14 protein-coding genes are annotated in these 18,123 nt (G+C 55.3%); 8 read left to right on the top strand and 6 right to left on the bottom strand.

Annotation, left to right across the window (positions count from 1 at the left end; translation table 11 throughout):
- The first annotated feature begins 55 nt into the window (after positions 1-55).
- The gene (locus FRD01_RS02445) at positions 56-1,603 is read left to right on the top strand and encodes a serine/threonine protein kinase (RefSeq protein ID WP_146957319.1); all 1,548 of its coding nucleotides are present in this window, start codon (positions 56-58) and stop codon (positions 1,601-1,603) included.
- Here FRD01_RS02445 and FRD01_RS02440 read toward each other — a convergent pair.
- Positions 1,600-1,905, bottom strand: a complete 306-nt coding sequence (locus tag FRD01_RS02440) for a hypothetical protein (protein ID WP_146957316.1) — start codon at positions 1,903-1,905, stop codon at positions 1,600-1,602. The genes FRD01_RS02445 and FRD01_RS02440 overlap by 4 nt on opposite strands.
- A 63-nt stretch (positions 1,906-1,968) precedes the next feature.
- On the opposite strand from FRD01_RS02440, the gene FRD01_RS02435 reads away from it, so the two are divergent.
- Genes FRD01_RS02435 through FRD01_RS02420 form a run of 4 tightly spaced genes read left to right on the top strand, consistent with a single transcriptional unit; the run spans position 1,969 to position 5,331 of the window.
- Positions 1,969-3,030: a 1-aminocyclopropane-1-carboxylate deaminase/D-cysteine desulfhydrase gene (locus FRD01_RS02435; RefSeq protein ID WP_249755939.1), complete on the top strand. Its 1,062-nt coding sequence runs from the start codon at positions 1,969-1,971 to the stop codon at positions 3,028-3,030.
- Positions 3,027-3,473 carry an arsenate reductase/protein-tyrosine-phosphatase family protein gene (locus FRD01_RS02430; RefSeq protein WP_146957312.1) on the top strand — a complete coding sequence of 149 codons (447 nt, stop codon included), beginning with the start codon at positions 3,027-3,029 and terminating at the stop codon, positions 3,471-3,473. The genes FRD01_RS02435 and FRD01_RS02430 overlap by 4 nt, the downstream gene beginning before the upstream one ends.
- Complete coding sequence (locus FRD01_RS02425; protein ID WP_146957310.1) at positions 3,470-4,015, top strand: hypothetical protein; 546 nt, start codon at positions 3,470-3,472, stop codon at positions 4,013-4,015. Before FRD01_RS02430 ends, FRD01_RS02425 begins: the two co-directional genes overlap by 4 nt.
- Positions 4,012-5,331, top strand: a complete 1,320-nt coding sequence (locus FRD01_RS02420; RefSeq protein WP_146957308.1) for a CBS domain-containing protein — start codon at positions 4,012-4,014, stop codon at positions 5,329-5,331. The genes FRD01_RS02425 and FRD01_RS02420 overlap by 4 nt, the downstream gene beginning before the upstream one ends.
- Positions 5,332-5,341: 10 nt before the next feature.
- On the opposite strand, the gene FRD01_RS24110 is transcribed toward FRD01_RS02420, so the two are convergent.
- The 3 genes from FRD01_RS24110 to FRD01_RS02410 are packed head-to-tail and all read right to left on the bottom strand — an operon-like array spanning position 5,342 to position 7,475.
- Complete coding sequence (locus FRD01_RS24110) at positions 5,342-5,491, bottom strand: hypothetical protein (protein ID WP_249755938.1); 150 nt, start codon at positions 5,489-5,491, stop codon at positions 5,342-5,344.
- A gap of 33 nt (positions 5,492-5,524) precedes the next feature.
- Positions 5,525-6,211, bottom strand: coding sequence for a deoxynucleoside kinase (locus FRD01_RS02415; RefSeq protein ID WP_146957306.1), 687 nt, complete (start codon positions 6,209-6,211; stop codon positions 5,525-5,527).
- A 52-nt stretch (positions 6,212-6,263) separates the two neighbouring features.
- Complete coding sequence (locus FRD01_RS02410; protein ID WP_249755937.1) at positions 6,264-7,475, bottom strand: MFS transporter; 1,212 nt, start codon at positions 7,473-7,475, stop codon at positions 6,264-6,266.
- Between the two features lie 80 nt (positions 7,476-7,555).
- Here FRD01_RS02410 and lon point away from each other — a divergent pair, with 80 nt between their 5' ends.
- Complete coding sequence (gene lon / locus FRD01_RS02405) at positions 7,556-9,964, top strand: endopeptidase La (protein ID WP_146957302.1); 2,409 nt, start codon at positions 7,556-7,558, stop codon at positions 9,962-9,964.
- Between the two features lie 11 nt (positions 9,965-9,975).
- On the opposite strand, the gene greA is transcribed toward lon, so the two are convergent.
- Both greA and carB read right to left on the bottom strand, forming a co-directional pair.
- On the bottom strand, positions 9,976-10,446 hold the full coding sequence (greA, locus tag FRD01_RS02400; RefSeq protein WP_146957300.1) for a transcription elongation factor GreA: 471 nt from the start codon (positions 10,444-10,446) through the stop codon (positions 9,976-9,978).
- 48 nt (positions 10,447-10,494) lie between these two features.
- Complete coding sequence (gene carB, locus FRD01_RS02395) at positions 10,495-13,710, bottom strand: carbamoyl-phosphate synthase large subunit (protein WP_146957298.1); 3,216 nt, start codon at positions 13,708-13,710, stop codon at positions 10,495-10,497.
- A gap of 124 nt (positions 13,711-13,834) precedes the next feature.
- Between carB and FRD01_RS02390 the strand changes: the two genes are divergently transcribed.
- Both FRD01_RS02390 and FRD01_RS02385 read left to right on the top strand, forming a co-directional pair.
- A complete protein-coding gene (locus FRD01_RS02390) occupies positions 13,835-17,347 on the top strand; it encodes a serine/threonine-protein kinase (protein WP_146957296.1) in 3,513 nt (1,170 codons plus the stop codon).
- A complete protein-coding gene (locus tag FRD01_RS02385; RefSeq protein ID WP_146957294.1) occupies positions 17,334-18,089 on the top strand; it encodes a class I SAM-dependent methyltransferase in 756 nt (251 codons plus the stop codon). Before FRD01_RS02390 ends, FRD01_RS02385 begins: the two co-directional genes overlap by 14 nt.
- Positions 18,090-18,123 lie beyond the last annotated feature (34 nt).

Raw genomic sequence — 18,123 nt, 5'->3', positions numbered from 1 at the left:
TCCTTAAAGGGTTATTGGTCTGTTACACTGCATTCGTCTAAGCATTTGAATTGACATGGCTGCACCTAGAATTGTCGGTGGTTACGAGGTTGTGGATCGATTGGCGGTCGGCGGAATGGCCGAGATCTATATCGCCAAGAGTCGTGGAATTGACGGCTTCGAGAAGCAATACGTACTCAAGCTTATTCACCCCAAACACACGGGTGACCAAGACTTCCTGCGAATGCTCGTTGATGAAGCGAAACTCACAGCGCAGCTCGAACACGTCAATATCGTCCAAGTCATTGGGCTCGGAATTCATGAGGACCAGTACTTCATCGTCATGGAGTACGTGCGTGGAAAAGACCTCTTTCAGATCCTGAACCAAGCCTACGATATGCGTGTGCCGATGCCGCTCGATGTCTGCACGTACATCGCTCGAGAGGTGCTCTCGGGACTTCATTACGCTCACACGAAAAAGGACCAGAAGACGGGCAAGCCCCTGAATTTGGTGCATCGAGACGTCAGTCCTCAAAACATCCTCGTGAGCTGGAATGGTGAGGTCAAGGTCGCAGATTTCGGTGTCGCGAAGGCCGCTGTGGCGGCACGTCCAGAAACCCAGGCCGGGGTTATCAAGGGCAAGTTTCGATACATGTCCCCGGAACAGGCATGGGGCGAGAAGCTCGACGGTCGAAGTGATGTGTTTGCCGTCTCACTTTGCCTCTACGAAATGATCACCTCGAGCATGGCTTATGAAGACGAGCCGGACATGCGAAAGATGTTGGCGCGCATGAGAGAGGCTAAGTTTCAGCCGCCGCGAGGCCATCGCTCTGAGCTCGACGAGGAGCTCGAATCGATTCTGATGAAGGGTCTCAAACGGCGAAGACAGGATCGTTGGGAAGACGCGTTTGAGTACGAACTGGCGCTAAGTGCGGATCTCTCCAACCGAACCCCTAATTTTACGCGTCATCGTGTGGCGGCTTTCCTTGCGAAACTCTTTCCGGACGAGTCGCCCTTCGAAACCGAGAAGTTTGTCTCGAAGATGGAAGACCCTGCGACGCAGCCGATCTCGATGGACGGTCCAACGGGCCCGAGGCATCAGGCGATGAGCGCCAAACCGAAGCCTGCTGACTCGGATGACGCTACACTCGGAATCGCTGCAAGCGACCTCTTAGTGGAAGAGGATTCTCTAGACTCCGAGGAGCACACCTTAAGGCAGAGCATCATCAAGCATAAGGTGGTGATTGGGGCCGCGAGTCAAACGCCCGAAGTCACAGATGAGTTCGAGGTCGGAAAGACTGAACTTTTTGCAGGTCAACACGACCCAGACGCGCAGTTGACCGCCAATCTGCCTCGCCCAAGCACCTCGGGGCCTCAGTCATTTGAACCCAAGCCGCCACAGGCGATCCCGACGTCTTGGATGCCAAAAGAAGTCCCAAATCAGTTCCCACTCAAGCAGAACACGCATCCTGCGCTGGCCGCGATTCAAAACGGCGTGGAGAAGGCGAACGCTCAGTTTCAGGTGATGATGGCGGACCCTGAACAACGAAAGATCGTCCTCGGCGTGGCCCTCGTTGTGCTCGTCACCTTTCTGATTCTCTTTCTCTACGTCGCGATCGGCTAAGAGATTCCGAAATCTTCTTTTGTTGAGAAGGAGGGGCCATCGCCGAAGGGTTTTGGGGAGTCTAGGCTTCCTGTAAACGTCCCGATCTTTAGGAAGCTGAGCGCAGAACTGTTGTATTCGGCGGCACCGGGATCGGAGAATACATAGTTGACGGATTTGAGCGCTCGACCATCGGAAAGGGCCCCATTTTGAAGGGCCGCGGACCATTCTGCACTTTCTGATGCGGGAACGAGGCTGTCTGCATCCAAATCACTTGGCACCCACGCTGTCTGGGTCTTTGAGTCATATTTGAAATCTTTCATTCTAGTCTCTTGGGAAAGGGTGGTCTTCCAATGTACACTGCGGCACAACCGGAGGATAGAACCGTGAGCCAACCTGAACTATTTCGTCGATTCCCATCGCTTAGCATTCCATACCGAGCCCTCGCCACAATCCCAACGCCCGTGGACCATTTTGAGGCACTCGGTAGCCGCATGGGCATTGATCTTTGGGTGAAGCGCGATGATCAAAGTGGAGCGCTCTATGGAGGGAACAAGTTGCGAAAGCTTGAGTTCCTTCTGGCTGACGCTCTAGAGAAGGGTCTGGAACACGTGTGGACGGTTGGGGCCATCGGCTCGCACCATGCCCTGGCGACCGCACTCTGGGCGAGGAAGCTCGGTTTGGAGCCATCCGTGTTGCACTTTCCGCAGCCGCTCACGCCTCACGTTCAAAAGAATATCAAGGCCATAGCGACCACGCGGGCCAATCTCACGCTCGCTGACCACAGGAATGACCTCCCAGCCGAGGTATTCAAGGTCAAACTTCGAGAGTGGCTAAGCTCTGGGCGCGACTTTTACTACATTCCAGGTGGCGGCTCGTCACCACTTGGTACCGTCGGATACGTCAATGCTGCCCTTGAACTAGCTGCCCAATGTGAGGCTGAAGCCATCCCGATCCCTGACGTAATCTACGTGGCGGCAGGGACATGCGGCACGTTGGTGGGCTTGACCCTCGGGCTCAAAATCGCCGGACTCGCTACCAAGGTCATCGGAGTGCGAGTTGTAGATAAGGTGATTTGCAATAAGCCACTTTGCGCCTATCTCGGACACCAAGTCAGTGATCTCCTCTACGAGGCAGGGATGAGAAACGTTCCAAGGCTCTCAAACAAAGACTACCACTTAACTGGCGACTATTTCGGCGGTGCGTACGGCGTCCCCACCGCACCTGGTGAGGCCGCAATCGCCAACGCCAAGACGTATGGCCTTAACCTGGAAGGTACTTACACCGGTAAGGCGTTTTCAGCTCTCGAAGCTCAGGCTTCGGACTGGCAATCAAAGACCGTGATGTACTGGCACACATTGAGTGGTGCCGATCTCACCGACGTCCTTGAGCAATTTACTCCAGAAATGCTACCACCAGAGTATCGAGAGTTTTTGGAGCCCGTATGAAGCGCATTATCTTTGTGTGCTCAGGTAATATCTGTCGCTCACCCATGGCGGCCGGATTTGCCAAAGAGAAGTTCACAGATCGCGATATCAAGGCGGCGGTGATTTCCTGTGGAACGTTGAAGCTCAACGGGCACAAAGCCGCACGATTTGCGATTGAGGCCATGAAAGAGGTCGGGATTGATATCTCTGAGCACCGCTCTCAGGGAATCAACACGGCGATGCTACGCGTGGCAGACGATATCGTAGTGATGGCGCCGGAGCACGAGGCTTTTGTCTTGAGCTCCGACCCTCAACTTAGGACAAAGATCGTGAGAATGTGGGAACACAGCGCCCGAGAGCTTAAGGAGATTGCCGACCCCGTCAGCAAATCGTTGGACCATTTTCGAATCTGTCGGGATCTCTTGGATGAATGTCTCGATACTTGGATAGAGACGTGGAAATGAGCATTCATAAGGCCCTGATCATCTGTTTTCTCGCGGTCGGTTTCACGGGATGCAAGAACGAACATCCGGCGAAGCCAGCAGCCCAAAAATTTCTAGATGCGCTGCGCTTTTCCGACCTAGATACCGCTTGGAACGCTTCGACGGCATCGCTCGATTCTGCCTATTGTTCTAACGAGTTTGAGCGAGTGCTCGACCGCGCAAAAGAGGCGAAGAAGCTCGGAATCTGCGGCGATCTCGACAAGATAGGCGGCGACGATGTGGAGCGGGCTACCGATGAAATTGCCCTCTATCTGCAGATTCAAAAGGCAGTGTGCGAGACTACGAGTCTCGACTGCAACACGTATGCGCGTTGGGTGTTTGATACTCAATTTGGTGCACTGCCAAAGACTCCGGAGTTTTCGATCGTTCGGATCGTCGGCGAGGAAACGAGCGCACTCGTTTACGTTGAGATGAGCTCGGGGGCAGCAAAAACACCGCTGACGCTTCCAATGAAGTTGGTAGAAGGGACCTGGCGGGTTGGCGAGGTCAGGGGGCTACAATGAAGGTCGTTATCACCCATCACAACGCAGACCTGGACGCACTCGCGAGCTCGATTGCCGCTGCCAAGCTGCATGGGGCATCCGCGCTCGCCAACAACGTAGTGAATCCACCCGTCAAGAAGTTCCTCGCGCTGCACAAAGATTTCTATGGCTTGGTGCAGGCGTCTGAGGTCGAGAACGAGCAGATTGAAGAAGTCATCGTCGTGGACGTGAGGGATGCTCGGCGCCTCAAGGAGTACGAAGAGATTCTGGCGTCTACTCCAAAAACTAGGGTCTACGACCACCATCCAGCTTCTGAGTTCGATATCGAGGCGGATTGGGAGCAGATCGAGCCGGTAGGCGCCTGCGCGACCCTCTTAGTTGAGCGGCTTTTGGAGGAGAACATCCCGATTTCTCCTGCAGAAGCGACGCTTTTTCTTCTAGGTATTTATAGCGACACGGGGCGTCTCTCGTTCTCGTCGACCCAGGCTCGAGACGTCAAAGTTTGTGCGGCTCTATTGGACCTCGGCGCGAATCTAAGGGTCGTTAATCGCTTCCTGAGGCGCCAATACTCCGACGAACAATCAAAACTCTTGGTCGAATGCATGGCGTCTCTTTCCGAGGAGAGCGTGCATGAGGTGGAATTCGCCTTTGTGCAAGCAAGCACTGAGAAATTTGTCCATGGCGCGTCTTCGGTGGTTCAGCAAGTCTTGGAGTTTGGAGGGCATGACGCCATTTTTGGGGTCATCGAGTTCCGCAAGAATCGCCGCGTTCAGGTGATTGGTCGGAGCCGAGTTTCTTACGTCAATATGGGCGCGATCCTCTCTCAATTTGGCGGAGGAGGGCACCGAGGAGCCGCCGCCGCCACAATCAAACACAAGACCCCTGAAGTCGTGGTTGAGGAAATCAAGGCCCTGCTTTGTAAGACGCCGCCGGAGCCGGCGCGCGTTCGCGACTTGATGAACTCTCCAGTGGTCACCGTGTCCCATGATACACCACTAGGTGAGGTAGCCGGCGTGCTTCAAACCCACAATATATCTGGGGCACCAGTGATTCGCGACGAAGAGATTTGCGGAATTGTGTCCAAACGCGACGTCCGACGAGCCGAACGTTCTCAGAATCTAGGGCTGCCTGTCAGCTCCCATATGACCCACGAAGTCTCAACGATTTCGCCCCGAGAGCCCATCGAAGATGCGCTTTCCTTGATGATTGAACACGACGTTGGGCGGCTGCCTGTGGTCTCAGATGGCAAGATCGTTGGCATCATCACGCGCACAGACCTTATAGCGGCGCTTTACATGAAGCTTCCCGAGGATTTGGAACCATTGGATGAGCTCTGAGGCTCTTGGGCTACTTCATCATCTCAAGAATGATGAAAAGCACCAGTAGTCCGGCGAAGAGCCCGCCGATGATATAAAATGTCTTCTTCGATTTTTCGTCGAGATGGAGTTCCACCTCGCCTCCTGACGAAGCCTTCTTCTTAGGTTTTCGCTTTGGCATAATGCGGTCCTTTGGTTTCAACTAGTCTCTAGTTTAGATGCGGTCGTCTGTTGGGTCTACCATGAACGGAAGTTCGTTGTTGGAGTCCAGTGCGTCTTCCAAGAAGGCTTGAACTTCTTCCAAGAACCGTTTGCGCTCCTCTCCCTGCCGAAAGTCTCGGTGCGTGACGTCAATTTTGAGCACTTCGAGGTTGTACTTGTTGGCGCTGACCTGGTCAAAGGTCTCGTAGTACCCATTGAGTCCACGCAGGAAATCAGTGGTGATTCCACGCTCTTCCTCTCGCCCGCGCTCCGCAATTCGGCGCAACAAGACGTTCACATCGGGCGTGTGCAAAAGGATAACGCGGTCCGGCTGACGAACATGCTCATTGAATCGTTGGAAATAGTCGAAATAGAGGTGGAGCTCGTTGTCGGTCATGTGCCCAAGCCCGTGGAGATATTTTGCGAAAATCTCCGGATCTTCAATGAGGGTGCGGTCTTGCACGCAACCACCGGGAAGCCTCTCGATACTTCTATGATGTTCGACGCGGGCGAGCAGGAACTCCATTTGAAGTGTAAAGCTCCAGCGCCGCATGTCTTTATAGTAGTTCTTCAGGAAGCGATTCTCGACCACCGGCTCGTGAAAGAGTTCGAATCCAAAATGCCTCGAAATGATTTTCGCTGCCGTGCTTTTTCCGGCCCCGATATTTCCTGCAAGGGCCACAAATAATTTCGGTTGCATTCAAGCTCCCAGGCAAAGTCGCGCGGAGTCTAACGCAAGTACCGAGGTCAAACTAGTAGGTTTCTTTTTGTACCCTTCGGTGTCTGCCTCGCATTCGATACCCCACGATGATGATGAGGGTCGGCACACACACGAGGAGCTCCAATCCGCCGGCAGCCAAAAAGAGAGTCTTCCCATCGCTCTCGTCCAGTATCCACCCACTCAAGGCTTGCCCGATTGCGCCGCCAACGCCAAACACGATGACGTAGAGCAAAGACTGCGCGCTTGTCCTGATCTTCGGGTCGACCTCCTTGTTCAAGACGGCCATCATGGAGAGCATAAATCCGCCAAAACTCAGGCCGTGCAATACCTGCAGGGCAACGAAGACGAATGAATTCAGGGCGAACGCGCTCAGGATCCACCTCAATGCCGTGAAGATGACCATGACGCCGAAGGAGAGGGTAGGGCCGAGTCGGTCGATCAGTGTTTGACCACGGGCCAGAAACGCGATTTCGGCTGCGATGCCAAGTGCTACCGCGGCCCCCGGTGCCCAACTCGCAAAGCCTTGTTCTTCGGCAAAAAACACGATGAACACGTTGTAGGGCATCTGTGATGCCCAATGCAGGCTCCAGAGCGGCATGAGGACCAAAATCCACGGGTTTCGAAGCATGACCAAAAAGTCTTTCCACGATGCCTTGGAGGTGTATTCCTGGACGGGGCTCGAGGCGGGCATTGAAAATGCCGCGAATCCCGCAGCGAGCGTGCCCACAACGATCACCCATGGGCTAAGAAGGGCGAGAGCCTCGTGAGTGAGCCAGAGGCCGGCTAGGGCGAAGCTGCCCGCCGTCAGTCCGAAACCCAGAGAGCCCCACGCGCGTATGCGTCCAAACGCGCCAGCCCCGAGTTCTCTCATCGTCACCACGTCTAAGATTGGCAGCGTGGATCCTAAGGTCAGCGAGCTCCAGACGAGCAGCGATCCGACGATCCATGGGTTTTGGATGAACGGGAGCAAAAGAAACGGGCTCGCCAGCACGAAGAGCACTTGGACAAAGCGTCTTCCTCGGTGTTCGCCCTCGCTGTCTGGAAAATCGGCGAACCAAGACCAGACCGGCATCGACACGCTCCTCGCCACAGAAGTCACGCTCAAGAGCATTCCGATGGCAGCAGCGCCGAGGCCGAGCGTTGCCAGATAGCGCGGAAAATATGAGTACGCAAAACCTGCACCCAGTTGGAATGCGTAGATCAATGCGAGTGTTATGGCCCAGTGGCGTTGTCGAACTTGCAAAGTAGACCTTTTTGACGCTAGAACGCCCAAGAACTGTACCTCATAGCCCGTGTTGGGCCTCCCCTTTTTGGTGAATCTTAATGTCGGAAGAAAAGCATACACCGGGTTCCTTCCACGAACTCTCGATCTTGCCTCTTAGAAATACCGTGTTGTTTCCGCAGGTTGTCGTGCCTTTGGCCGTTGGGCGTGCCAAAAGCGTCAAGCTGATCGAAGACGCGGTTCAGTCGGAAAGACCGATCGCAATCCTCACACAGAAGAATGCGGACACGGACGACCCAGATCTCGAGGATCTCTACACGATCGGTACGGTCGCGAGAATTCTCAAGGTCGTTAAGATCGCGAGTGATAATTATAGCGTGATCATTCAAGGCCAATCTCGCGTTCGCCTCGATGAACTCATCACGGACGAGCCGTTCTTCAAAGGCCGTTTCGAAGTCCTCGACGAGGGCGATAGCGACGACCAAGCTGTCCAGGTTGAGGTTGAAGCTCTCTTCATGAACTTGAAGAGCACCGCGAAACAAGTGGTTAACTTCATCCCGGCAATGCCTAAAGAGGCTAGCCAGATGGTCGACGGCGTCAACGATCCGGGTCAGCTCTGTGATTTCGTCGCTGCGAACATGGATATCTCGCCGGAAGAAAAGCAGGCAATCCTTGAAACCGTGGACTTGAGGGAGCGCCTCAAGACCGTGGTGACCTTGCTCGCGCGACAGCTTGAGGTTCTAAGGGTCTCGGACAAGATCCAGAGCCAGATCAAAGAAGAGATCGACAAAAATCAACGCGAATACTACTTGCGCCAGCAACTCAAGGCCATCAAAGAGCAGCTCGGTGAGCTGGACGGGGAGGGCAACGATCTCGAAGACCTCGCTACGGCTATTGAAGAAGCCGATCTTCCTGAAGAAGTTGAAGAGGTTTGCAGAAAGCAGATGAACCGATTGCGCATGATGCAGCCGGCTTCCAGCGAGTACGGCGTCACTCGAACGTACCTCGAGACGCTGCTCGATATACCTTGGAAGACGGGGACCGATGACCACCTAAATATTCGTGAGGCTCAGGTCATCCTCGACGAAGACCACTACGACCTCGAAAAGGTCAAAAAGCGCATTGTTGAGTACCTCGCTGTACGAAAGCTTAAGAACGACATGAAGGGCCCAATCCTTTGTCTCGCAGGCCCTCCTGGTGTGGGTAAGACAAGCCTTGGTCGCTCAGTGGCGCGCGCGCTTGGCCGCAAATTCGTCAGGATTTCTCTCGGCGGCGTGCATGACGAATCTGAAGTTCGCGGGCACCGAAGAACGTACGTTGGCGCATTGCCTGGCCGAATCGTTCAAGCCCTTAGAAAGGCGGGTACCAATAACCCTGTTCTAATGCTCGACGAGATCGATAAAGTGGGTCGTGACTTCCGTGGCGATCCGTCGGCGGCGTTGCTTGAGGTGCTTGACCCCGAGCAAAATAGCTCGTTCTCAGATCACTACGTGGAAATCCCCGTGGACCTCTCGAACGTGCTCTTCATTGCGACTGCGAACCAGTTGGATCCGATTTCTCCGCCGTTGCGTGACCGTATGGATGTCATCGAAATTCCGGGCTACACCGCTCAGGATAAGATGCATATCTCCCGGCGATACCTCGTGCCCAAGCAGCTCGAGAGCCACGGGATTACCGAAGAGAACTTGGAGCTTACGGACGAGGCTCTCGACCAAATCATCCGCAACCACACGCGTGAGGCGGGCGTAAGAACGCTTGAAAGGCGCGTGGCGGATATCTGCCGTGGTGTAGCGGTGAAGGTTGCTCAAAGTATCTCGGACGCGAGCGATGGAGAGCCTGAACAGGTTAAGATTCGTGTTGATGCCGGTGATGTTGATGAGTACCTCGGACCCGATCGATATCAGTACGAGGTTGCACAACGCGTCGCACAACCCGGAGTCGCTACTGGACTCGCGTGGACCGCTGCTGGTGGCGATATCCTCTTCATCGAGGCTACGAAGATGCAGCAAGGCAAAGGAGAGCTCGTCCTCACTGGCCAACTTGGTGATGTGATGAAGGAGTCTGTCCGTGCTGCTCTCTCCTATATCCGTTCGAACGTTGAGTCTTTCCACATCGACCCCGCGTTCATGCGTCAGTACGATATCCACCTTCACGTTCCAGCGGGCGCAATTCCTAAGGACGGGCCGAGTGCTGGTATCACCATGTTCATCGCACTCTTGAGCCTATTGACGGGTGTCAAAGTCCGGCCTGATGTAGCCATGACCGGTGAGATTACCCTGCGTGGAAACGTGCTTCCTGTGGGCGGAATTAAGGAGAAGGTCCTTGCTGCGCACCGTTCAGGAATCAAGAGAGTTATCCTTCCAGAGAGAAACAAGAAGGACCTTCTCGACGTCTCCGAAGACATCAAGAACGACTTGGAGTTCTTCTTCGTAGGTCACGTAGAGAATCTCCCCGAATTGGTTCTAGATGGCGAGATTACAGCGCCTGCGGGCGATTCCGCCGCTGAATAAGCGGGTCGAGTTTAGATAAACTGGACGCCTACAATCTCAACGACTCGGTCGCCGCCTGGCGCCTTGACGGTCACCTCATCTCCTTCCTCTTTCCCGATCAACGCCTTGGCGATCGGGGATTTGAAGGAGATTTTTCCGTTCTTGAGGTCTGCCTCAGCATCGCCCACGATTTTGTAGGTCTTCTCTTCGTCATCTTCTACGTCGAATACCGTCACTGTGGCACCGAAGACTACGCGCGACCCTGAGAGCGTTCCCACGTCGATGACGTCAGCGTTCGAGAGATATGCTTCGATCTCTTGAATCCGGCCCTCCACAAAGCCTTGCTTCTCTTTGGCTGCATGGTACTCGGCGTTCTCTTTGAGGTCGCCGTGGGCTCTTGCAACTTCGATCTCGGCTACAATTTTGTGCCGCTCCACACGTTTGAGGTGGTCTAGCTCATCTCTGAGCGCGCGATAACCTTCAGCAGTCATAGGAACTTTCATTGCCTACCTTCCGTTCGTGGCCATCACTGGCCTGTGTTCGGCTCTTCGTCAGCGGGACAGAAGAGCGTGAAATTCTTGTAATGATTTGACCCCGGGGGCCGAGGTCTTCGATTCAGCCATCGCTTGAATCGCCGCACGTGCCCCTGCAAGGGTTGTGAAATATGGGATAGCACGGTTTAAGGTCTCCCGGCGAATCGAACGCGAATCAGCAACTGCTGAAGTTCCGACCGTGGTGTTGATAACCATGGCGATTTCACCGTTGATAATATCGTCGACGATATGCGGTTGGCCTTCTTTGACCTTATTGACGACGCGAGCGTCGAGGCCATTTTCCTTAAGGTAGCGTGCGGTTCCCTTGGTGGAGACCAGCTCAAAGCCGAGTTCGACCAGTGTGCGGGCAACCGGAACGACGCTCCATTTGTCTTTGTCGCGAACGCTGATGAACACCTGTCCGCTCTCAGCAGGCTCATTGGACGCGCCGATCTGGGCCTTCATGAAGGCATGGAAGAAGTCATCGTCAATACCCATGACCTCGCCCGTGGAACGCATCTCGGGTCCAAGTATCGTGTCCACGTCTGGGAATCGCGAGAACGGGAAGACGCTCTCTTTGACGGCGTAATGGCGCGGCACAATCTCTTTGGTGAAGCCAATATCATTCAAGGTCTCGCCGAGCATGATCCTAGCGGCGTATCCAGCCAAGGGGTGCCCGATAGACTTCGAGATGAATGGGACCGTACGACTCGCTCGAGGGTTGACTTCAAGGATGAAGACGCGTCGATCTTGAACGGCGTACTGAACGTTCATGAGACCGACGATTTTGAGCTCCCGAGCCAAAGCGAGGGTTTGCTCTCGGATGACCCGAAGAACGGCTTCTGAAAGGTGATGAGGTGGCGTGACACATGCCGAGTCTCCAGAGTGAACACCTGCTTCCTCAATATGCTCCATGACGCCACCTATCACGGCGTGCTCGCCGTCACAGATGCAATCCACGTCGACTTCAATGGCGTCGTCGAGGAACTTGTCGATGAGCACACCTTTTCCGTGTGACTCCACCCTGGCGCGTTCGAACACATCCCTCATCTCGTCTTCGTTGTAGACCACTTGCATGGCCAACCCACCAAGGACGTAGCTCGGTCTGACGAGCACTGGATAGCCGATACCCTCCGCAACTTTCGTCGCTTCGGCCAACGTTTGGGCTGTCGAACCGGCGGGTTGCAAGAGCCCCAGTTTTTCAACGATCACGTTGAATCGCTCGCGATCCTCGGTCAGATCGATAGTGTCGTGGGAGGTGCCGAGGATTGGCACGCCGTGTGCCGCGAGTGGTTCCGCGAGCTTGAGCGGTGTCTGTCCTCCGAACTGCAGAATCACGCCGCGTGGATTCTCATTCTCCACAATGGCCATCACCGTTTCGAAGGTGAGAGGCTCGAAATAGAGACGGTCCGCAATATCGTAATCCGTACTCACGGTCTCAGGATTACAATTGACCATGATCGTTCGATATCCCTGCTTGCGCAGCGCCATGCAGGCATGGACGGCGCAATAGTCGAACTCGATGCCCTGACCAATGCGGTTGGGACCGCCTCCAAGTATCATGATCGGACGTTCGTCATCTGTGAGCGCTTCGTTCTCGCCAGATTCAAACGTAGAGTAGAAGTACGAGGTGATTGCAGCGAACTCTCCAGCACACGTGTCCACCTGTTTGAAGACAGGGCGGATCTCATGCGAAAGCCTAAGGCTCCGTATCTCAGCCGCGGTTTTGCCTGTGACCTCAGCAATCGCTCGGTCATCGAGCCCGAGCACCTTTGCTCGTTTGATCGTGGCAGCGCTGAGTTCCTTTTTCAGTCCATCTTCCGCCGCTACAATCGAGGCCATCTGCTGCAAGAACCAAGGGTCAAACCCAGTCTTCTCGTAGATGAAGTCAATGCCCAGACCCGCACGCAGTGCGTCCATCACGTGCCACGGACGCTGAGGTGTCGGGGCGCTCAAGAGCGGGCCGAAATAATCCCCAAGTTCCACACCTTCTGGCACTTCAGTCGCCGGAGAGAGCCCGTAAGCGCCCGTTTCGAGGCTTCGAGCCGCCTTGAGCAGAGCCTCGGGGAAAGTTCGGGCAATGGCCATCGCTTCCCCCACGGACTTCATCTGCGTCGTGAGACGCTTCGAGGTGCCCGGGAATTTCTCAAACGCAAAACGCGGCCACTTCACAACCACGTAGTCCAAGACCGGTTCAAACGCAGCCGAGGTGCCTGTGATGTCGTTTTTGACCTCGTCGAGCGTGTATCCGACGGCCAGAAGCGCGGCGACCTTGGCAATCGGATAGCCCGTAGCCTTGGAGGCGAGCGCCGAAGAGCGTGAGACGCGCGGGTTCATCTCGATGACGACGCGTCGACCTGTCTTTGTGTCCACCGCAAACTGAATATTGCAGCCGCCGGTCTCAACGCCGATTGCTCGAATGATGCGGAGCGCATCGTCTCGCATCGCGTGATACTCGCTGTCCGAGAGCGTCTGAATCGGGGCGACCGTGATGGAATCTCCGGTGTGAACACCGAGCGCGTCGAGGTTCTCAATGCCGCAGATGATCATCACGTTATCGTTGCGATCCCGCATCACCTCGAGCTCAAACTCCTTCCAACCAATCAAACTTTCGTCGATCAAGACCTCAGCAGTGGGGCTTTGACGAAGCGCCCACTTCACAAACTCTTCGAACTCAGCACGGTTGTACGCGATATTTCCGCCCACACCGCCCATGGTGAAGCTGGGGCGCAAAATGGCAGGAAACCCTGTACGTTCAAGGATCTTCCACGCGTCGTCCATGGATCTTGCGACCCCTGAACGAGGCTGCTCAATGTCGATGGACTGCATCACATCGAAGAATTTTTCTCGGTCTTCAGCTTTCTCGATGACGTCTGGCCGCACACCCACCATCTCTACGCCGAGCCTCTCCAAAATGCCTTTTTCTGCCAGTTTGAGGCCGAGATTCAAGGCCGTCTGGCCGCCCATCGTTGGGAGCAGGGCATCAGGCCGCTCTTTTTCGAGTACCCGAGTCACAAACTCCACGGTCAAGGGCTCTACATAAGTGGCGTCGGCCATCTCAGGATCAGTCATGATCGTGGCGGGATTCGAGTTCACCAGCACAACTCGGTATCCTTCGGCCTTAAGTGCGCGGATCGCTTGAGTTCCCGAGTAGTCGAACTCGCATGCCTGACCGATGACGATCGGACCGGAGCCCAGAATGCAAATGGTTTTTATGTCAGTACGCTTTGGCATAACCTTGCCTGGGTGCGAGTTCGCGGGCCATTGAGCATCTATCGTTGATCGCGAGGCCTTGCAAGATCCATTGCGATGTTGACGCACAGGCGCTACGATCCTCGCGCTTTGCCTTGGAGGTTCCGTGAATAAACCCATCCCACTCGGCCCGTTCGAGTTGCGCCACGTCATTGGACGCGGTGGCATGGGAGAGGTCTGGTCTGGCCTCCATATCGCCGAGGGTATGCCGGTGGCCATCAAGGTCGTGACTGCCGAAGGTGCCCGGAAAGACTCGTATTTAGATAGTTTTAGAAACGAAGTCCGGGCCGTTGCAGCGCTACACCACCCGGGGATTGTCGCGCCCCTTGAATACGGCGCCATCGACCTCGAGGCCGAGGAGGCTTCCGGTGGAAAACTCGTGTCTGGGAGTCCGTACATCGCGATGGAGCTCGCGCTTCGTGGCTCCCTTCGAAAATATCAAGCCGTGCTTGGTTGGGATGAGATTCGGATTTCGCTCCTCACTGTGCTCGAAGCGCTCGCGCATGCCCACGCCGAGGGAATCATTCACCGAGACCTCAAACCCGCGAACGTGCTGGTTGGGTGCGGTACTCAGGCCCCTGGAATCAAGCTGACGGACTTCGGTTTGGCAAGGCTTGCTGAGAGCTTCGAACGGGCGGGAAGTGTAGAGCAGGGCTGGGGAACACCTCATTATATGGCGCCCGAACAGTTCCGGGGTACCTGGCGAGACTACGGGCCGTGGACGGACCTCTATGCGCTTGGTTGTATGGCGTTTGAACTCGTGGATGGGGAACCGCCCTTTGTCGAGGCGTCTTCCAGCGCCTTCGCACGTGCGCATGCCCTCGAGGTGCCAAGGCCCATCAAGCCTCGAATCCCGGTGCCCGAGGAGTTCGAGCCGTGGGTCATGCGTCTGCTTCAGAAGTCCCCAGAAGACAGATTTCAGTTGGCGGCTGACGCGGCCCATATGTTGCGCTTGATGGAGGCTCCTCCTGCGTCTAGGAAACGAAAGACCGTGACGTTGTTGCCTGTGAAGGGGCCAACGACCGCACCCACCGAAGACCCTGAGGAGGAGTGGAGTTGGGACGAGCTAGAACGTACGATCATGGACCGGCCTCAAACCACTCAGGTCCTGCAAGACAACAAAATCCGCGAGACTACAGCGCTCGCCGCGCACCTCAACGAGGCTCTCACCGACCTGGACGCACGTGGGATTCGTCGTCTGCTGCCCCCGATGCCCACCAAGTGGCAGTCCAACCATACGCAGTACTCCTTGCCGCAGCTCTATGGCGTGGGTCTTGGCCTTTTCGGGATTCGTGCACTGCCAATGGTCGGAAGGGAAACCAAGCGAAATCAGCTCTGGGCAGCCCTCAGACGCGCCCGCGAAACCAGAACGCCTCAAACGGTTCTTCTGCGCGGTGGACCAGGTGCCGGGAAGAGCAGACTCGCAACCTGGCTTGCCAAACGTGCTCAAGAACTCGGCGCGGCGAACTTCATGGTCGCTAACCATGGCACCAACGCTGGGGAGATGGACGGATTGAGACGCATGTTCTCGAGCCATATGAGATGCGTCGGCCTTTTTGAGGACGAACTCTGTGAACGCGTCAATCAAGTGCTCATGCGTGAAACTGAGACATCCGAGCTTCGCGATTCCAAATTTGCCGAAATCGTTTTGATGGGGCAGGCCGAGGATGTTTCGAGCGAGAGGATGACCCGCTCGGACCAGCGATATGCCTTGATGCTTAGATATCTAGAGGCTGTGGCCGACAAGCGTCCTCTGGTCGTGGTGCTTGATGACGTGCAATGGGGTGCTGATGCGCTTGGTTTCTTAAATTGGATTCTCGACAGACCGCGCGAACTACCAGTTCTCTTTGTGCTTACGCTTCGGCAAGACCTCATTGATCAAGAGCCGGTTGAGGCATCCCTTATCGATGAGATTAAACGAAGGCCGACCACGTTGGATCTGGAGGTACCTCCGCTCGATGAGCTCGAGATCGACAATCTCGTGCGTGAAATGCTTGGTCTGGATGGCGCACTCGCGGACGAAGTCGAGGAGCGTTCCGGTGGCAATCCCCTTTTCGCGGTGCAGCTCGTCACAGAGCTGGTCCAAAGCGCGAAGCTCCAGCTCGGCAAGTCTGGCTTTGTGCTCAAACACGGCGAAAAGCTTGAGCTTCCGAACAATATCTTCGAACTCTGGGCTAGCCGGCTCAAACGCGCACTCGCTGGGCACACATCGGCTTCGAGGATTGCGCTCGAGATCGCAGCGGCGTTGGGCCGCGAGGTCTCTAATCGCGAATGGCAGAAGGCGTGCAAATTGGCGCAGCTCGATGTTGAACCTCATCTCTTGGACACGTTAGTTGCCCATGATTTGATTCAGCTCGGGGACGATGGCTGGAGCTTTGTGCACGGTTTACTTCGGGAATCTGTGGAGCTCTGGTCCAAACAAAACGACCGATGGGAAGCTGTAAACGCTGCGTGTTCAGAAATGCTTCTCAACCTCTACACGCGTCACGAGTTCCCATTTTCCGAGAGGATGGCAAACTTCCTCGCCGAGGCCGACGAGGGGGAGGCATCCCTTGGATACAGGCTTGAGGCGGCCGATATTCGAGTGGAGATGTGCGATTTTGCCCGTGCAGAAGAGCACATCCGAAAGACCTATCAAACAGCCCATCAGATTGGTCTGGATCGAGAATCCCTGATTTTCGGTCGTGCTCAAGTCATTGCAGCACGCGCAAACCTTTACCGCGCGCACTTCGACGAGGCCTCAAGGCTTGCTCAGATGGCGTCGATCGAGGCTCGCAAACACAATTGGCCAAAGATCCTCCGAGACGCGCTCGAGATTGAAGCCCAGGGCAAGCTCGCCCACGGGTCCTATAAAGATGCGCTGAGGCTCTTCGAACGCGCCCTTGAGGCGTTTACGGCCGCGAATGACGTGGATGGGGTAGGGCGCGCGATACTTGGCATTGGCCGGACCTGTGAGGCTATGGGCGACTTGAAGAAAGCTGAGACCTTTTTTGAAGAATCGCGGATGACCTTTGCGGCAAAAGGAAATCTAAACGGGGTCGCGCGGGCCCTGAATGCGCTCGGCGATGCTGCGCGAGGTCAGGGATATCTACACACCGCGCGGAACTTCGCGAATCAGGCTATGCAGCACTACCAAGAACTTGGAAATCGTGCGGGTCAGGCAGATTGCCTAAATGACATGGCAGAGTTGGCTCGGCATGACCAAGATTACGACCAAGCGCTGACCTATTGTATGCAGTCCATCGAGTTGTTCGAGTCAATTGGTTCGGACGAGAGCATGGTTTCGAGACTGACGCTTGGACTGATACTGAGAGATTATGCGAGATTCTCGGAAGCCTTGCGAATCTTTGACCAGTGCTACACCTACTTCAAGTCGAGTCGGCAACTTGGCCACCTTGCCACGGCCATCGTCCACATGTTGGCTTGCCTTGCCGCTGAAGGTAAGTGGAACAAATTCGAAGAGAAAGTTCTGGAGCTCGAGCCGCTCGGAAGTTCAGTGGAGAGTACCGACCCGGACCTTTCTGCCTCCCTCAAGTTGGCTCGTGAATTTGCGCACGGCGCGAATCGCGAAACTCTAGCCATCAGGGTCACGGACCTTTTCACGCATGAAACTGTCTGAACCTTATTATGAATCCTTGAGTGGGGTGCCTGCGCGAAAGATGGGTTGGCGAAATGCGCTCGAAAGGCACATTCGGTTCGAGGTCGTCCGCCATCTCATCAAGCCTCATGAGTCTCTCCTTGATCTAGGGGCGGGTGATGGTCACCTGGGACGTTATCTGCGCGCGTGTGGATGGCAAGGGCGCTACATCGCCGTGGAGTCTTTCCCTCATCCCTGGACGGATTTTGAGAATGCGGAGCTGATTAGACGGGATTTTCGCGAGATTTCATTACCTGATGCTGACCTCGTCGTCGCGATTGGTACGATGGTGGGAAATACCGAGGCTACACCGCACCAACATTTGCTTTCTCGCCTCGAAGAATCACGCCGTGCAGCCGTTTTCATTGCCCTGGACGAGGAAGCATGGGCGTTCAGGCTGCGCGACCCTGCGCTAAGTGGCGTGGTGCCTGACCAAGTTGAGATGAGAAAACAAGCGGATGGTCGGTCTTGGTACCCCATCTCACTCTTTTGGGACGAATTGGCGTTTGTCTTGGGCTCCCAAACCATAACGTGGTCGCGGCGCGAGATGTTTAGGCGTGCCGACGAATTGACCCCTTCAACCGTGGGTGAGCGCGCAAGTGTGGCTTCAAGTCTAGACCTGGAAGACATTCTTTCAGGCTTAAATCTGGCGTATCCACAGGACCCTGAAGTCAGCCTTGCAGTGCAAAGATGGCAAAATCGGCACAAAATTAGACTTGCCTAAATATTTTATTTGCCTAGATTCATTCTCGTGCGGC

Origin of the sequence: Microvenator marinus (assembly GCF_007993755.1) — a bacterium.
GTDB lineage: Bacteria > Myxococcota_A > Bradymonadia > Bradymonadales > Bradymonadaceae > Allomicrovenator > Allomicrovenator marinus.
This window is presented reverse-complemented; position numbering and strand designations above follow the sequence as displayed.

Excerpts from the sequence above, each read along its gene's own strand:
- FRD01_RS02425 (WP_146957310.1), top strand. The coding sequence starts at position 3,470 with ATGAGCATTCATAAGGCCCTGATCATCTGTTTTCTCGCGGTCGGTTTC.
- FRD01_RS02440 (WP_146957316.1), bottom strand. The coding sequence starts at position 1,905 with ATGAAAGATTTCAAATATGACTCAAAGACCCAGACAGCGTGGGTGCCA.
- FRD01_RS02445 (WP_146957319.1), top strand. The coding sequence starts at position 56 with ATGGCTGCACCTAGAATTGTCGGTGGTTACGAGGTTGTGGATCGATTG.
- lon (WP_146957302.1), top strand. The coding sequence starts at position 7,556 with ATGTCGGAAGAAAAGCATACACCGGGTTCCTTCCACGAACTCTCGATC.
- FRD01_RS02385 (WP_146957294.1), top strand. The coding sequence starts at position 17,334 with ATGAAACTGTCTGAACCTTATTATGAATCCTTGAGTGGGGTGCCTGCG.
- FRD01_RS24110 (WP_249755938.1), bottom strand. The coding sequence starts at position 5,491 with ATGCCAAAGCGAAAACCTAAGAAGAAGGCTTCGTCAGGAGGCGAGGTG.
- FRD01_RS02430 (WP_146957312.1), top strand. The coding sequence starts at position 3,027 with ATGAAGCGCATTATCTTTGTGTGCTCAGGTAATATCTGTCGCTCACCC.
- FRD01_RS02415 (WP_146957306.1), bottom strand. The coding sequence starts at position 6,211 with ATGCAACCGAAATTATTTGTGGCCCTTGCAGGAAATATCGGGGCCGGA.
- greA (WP_146957300.1), bottom strand. The coding sequence starts at position 10,446 with ATGAAAGTTCCTATGACTGCTGAAGGTTATCGCGCGCTCAGAGATGAG.
- carB (WP_146957298.1), bottom strand. The coding sequence starts at position 13,710 with ATGCCAAAGCGTACTGACATAAAAACCATTTGCATTCTGGGCTCCGGT.
- FRD01_RS02420 (WP_146957308.1), top strand. The coding sequence starts at position 4,012 with ATGAAGGTCGTTATCACCCATCACAACGCAGACCTGGACGCACTCGCG.